Raw genomic sequence first — 2,500 nt, forward strand, 5'->3', positions numbered from 1 at the left:
GAAGGACTGGTGGAGTGCTTAGAAGTGAGAATGCCGGTATGAGTAGCGAAAGACGGGTGAGAATCCCGTCCACCGAATGCCTAAGGTTTCCTGAGGAAGGCTCGTCCGCTCAGGGTTAGTCAGGACCTAAGCCGAGGCCGACAGGCGTAGGCGATGGACAACAGGTTGATATTCCTGTACCACCTCTTTATCGTTTGAGCAATGGAGGGACGCAGAAGGATAGAAGAAGCGTGCGATTGGTTGTGCACGTCCAAGCAGTTAGGCTGATAAGTAGGCAAATCCGCTTATCGTAAAGGCTGAGCTGTGATGGGGAAGCTCCTTATGGAGCGAAGTCTTTGATTCCCCGCTGCCAAGAAAAGCTTCTAGCGAGATAAAAGGTGCCTGTACCGCAAACCGACACAGGTAGGCGAGGAGAGAATCCTAAGGTGTGCGAGAGAACTCTGGTTAAGGAACTCGGCAAAATGACCCCGTAACTTCGGGAGAAGGGGTGCTTTCTTAACGGAAAGCCGCAGTGAATAGGCCCAAGCGACTGTTTAGCAAAAACACAGCTCTCTGCGAAGCCGTAAGGCGAAGTATAGGGGGTGACACCTGCCCGGTGCTGGAAGGTTAAGGAGAGGGGTTAGCGTAAGCGAAGCTCTGAACTGAAGCCCCAGTAAACGGCGGCCGTAACTATAACGGTCCTAAGGTAGCGAAATTCCTTGTCGGGTAAGTTCCGACCCGCACGAAAGGTGTAACGATTTGGGCACTGTCTCAACCAGAGACTCGGTGAAATTATAGTACCTGTGAAGATGCAGGTTACCCGCGACAGGACGGAAAGACCCCGTGGAGCTTTACTGTAGCCTGATATTGAATTTTGGTACAGTTTGTACAGGATAGGCGGGAGCCATTGAAACCGGAGCGCTAGCTTCGGTGGAGGCGCTGGTGGGATACCGCCCTGACTGTATTGAAATTCTAACCTACGGGTCTTATCGACCCGGGAGACAGTGTCAGGTGGGCAGTTTGACTGGGGCGGTCGCCTCCTAAAGTGTAACGGAGGCGCCCAAAGGTTCCCTCAGAATGGTTGGAAATCATTCGTAGAGTGCAAAGGCATAAGGGAGCTTGACTGCGAGACCTACAAGTCGAGCAGGGACGAAAGTCGGGCTTAGTGATCCGGTGGTTCCGCATGGAAGGGCCATCGCTCAACGGATAAAAGCTACCCCGGGGATAACAGGCTTATCTCCCCCAAGAGTCCACATCGACGGGGAGGTTTGGCACCTCGATGTCGGCTCATCGCATCCTGGGGCTGTAGTCGGTCCCAAGGGTTGGGCTGTTCGCCCATTAAAGCGGTACGCGAGCTGGGTTCAGAACGTCGTGAGACAGTTCGGTCCCTATCCGTCGTGGGCGTAGGAAATTTGAGAGGAGCTGTCCTTAGTACGAGAGGACCGGGATGGACGCACCGCTGGTGTACCAGTTGTTCTGCCAAGGGCATAGCTGGGTAGCTATGTGCGGAAGGGATAAGTGCTGAAAGCATCTAAGCATGAAGCCCCCCTCAAGATGAGATTTCCCATAGCGTAAGCTAGTAAGATCCCTGAAAGATGATCAGGTTGATAGGTTCGAGGTGGAAGCATGGTGACATGTGGAGCTGACGAATACTAATAGATCGAGGACTTAACCATATAATATGTAGCAATGTTATCTAGTTTTGAAAGAATATAAAAAACTTGTTGACTTTAAAAGTTAAATGAGTTACAATGATTCTTGTCTTAAATGAATACAGTCTGGTAATGATGGCAGAGAGGCCACACCCGTTCCCATACCGAACACGGAAGTTAAGCTCTCTAGCGCCGATGGTAGTTGGGACCTTGTCCCTGTGAGAGTAGGACGTTGCCAGGCAATCCGGAGGATTAGCTCAGCTGGGAGAGCACCTGCCTTACAAGCAGGGGGTCGGCGGTTCGATCCCGTCATCCTCCACCATTTAGCCGACTTAGCTCAATTGGTAGAGCAACTGACTTGTAATCAGTAGGTTGGGGGTTCAAGTCCTCTAGTCGGCACCAGTTTTTATTGTAAGAGCCATTAGCTCAGTTGGTAGAGCATCTGACTTTTAATCAGAGGGTCGAAGGTTCGAGTCCTTCATGGCTCACCATTTTAATTAATATGCGGGTGTGGCGGAATTGGCAGACGCACTAGACTTAGGATCTAGCGCCTTTGGCGTGGGGGTTCGACTCCCTTCACCCGCACTTTTAATAAAATATCTCAAACATGTCTTGCGGAAGTAGTTCAGTGGTAGAATACAACCTTGCCAAGGTTGGGGTCGCGGGTTCGAATCCCGTCTTCCGCTCCAATTTTCAATATGACATGCCGGGGTGGCGGAACAGGCAGACGCACAGGACTTAAAATCCTGCGGTGGGTGACCACCGTGCGGGTTCGACCCCCGCCCTCGGCACCATATGCGCCCGTAGCTCAATTGGATAGAGCGTTTGACTACGGATCAAGAGGTTAGGGGTTCGACTCCTCTCGGGCG

Annotated in this window: 7 tRNA genes and 2 rRNA genes (2 of these 9 cut by a window edge); all 9 read left to right on the forward strand. The window is 51.8% G+C overall.

Annotated elements, in window-relative coordinates:
* A 23S ribosomal RNA gene (locus C3Y97_RS00445) occupies positions 1 to 1,655 on the forward strand; it begins 1,267 nt to the left of the window's first position.
* 101 nt (positions 1,656 to 1,756) lie between these two features.
* Positions 1,757 to 1,872, forward strand: a 5S ribosomal RNA gene (gene rrf / locus C3Y97_RS00450).
* 5 nt (positions 1,873 to 1,877) lie between these two features.
* Positions 1,878 to 1,953: transfer RNA gene (locus tag C3Y97_RS00455), tRNA-Val, on the forward strand.
* Positions 1,954 to 1,957: 4 nt separating this feature from the next.
* Positions 1,958 to 2,033, forward strand: a tRNA-Thr gene (locus C3Y97_RS00460).
* A gap of 13 nt (positions 2,034 to 2,046) precedes the next feature.
* Positions 2,047 to 2,122 (forward strand) — tRNA-Lys (locus tag C3Y97_RS00465).
* 13 nt (positions 2,123 to 2,135) lie between these two features.
* Positions 2,136 to 2,216 (forward strand) — tRNA-Leu (locus C3Y97_RS00470).
* Positions 2,217 to 2,245: 29 nt separating this feature from the next.
* Positions 2,246 to 2,320, forward strand: a tRNA-Gly gene (locus C3Y97_RS00475).
* Positions 2,321 to 2,336: 16 nt separating this feature from the next.
* Positions 2,337 to 2,425, forward strand: a tRNA-Leu gene (locus tag C3Y97_RS00480).
* Between the two features lie 3 nt (positions 2,426 to 2,428).
* Positions 2,429 to 2,500 (forward strand) — tRNA-Arg (locus C3Y97_RS00485) (it continues 2 nt past the right edge of the window).

The sequence above is a fragment of the Bacillus sp. DU-106 genome, assembly GCF_004799705.1.
Lineage (GTDB): Bacteria > Bacillota > Bacilli > Bacillales > Bacillaceae_G > Bacillus_A > Bacillus_A cereus.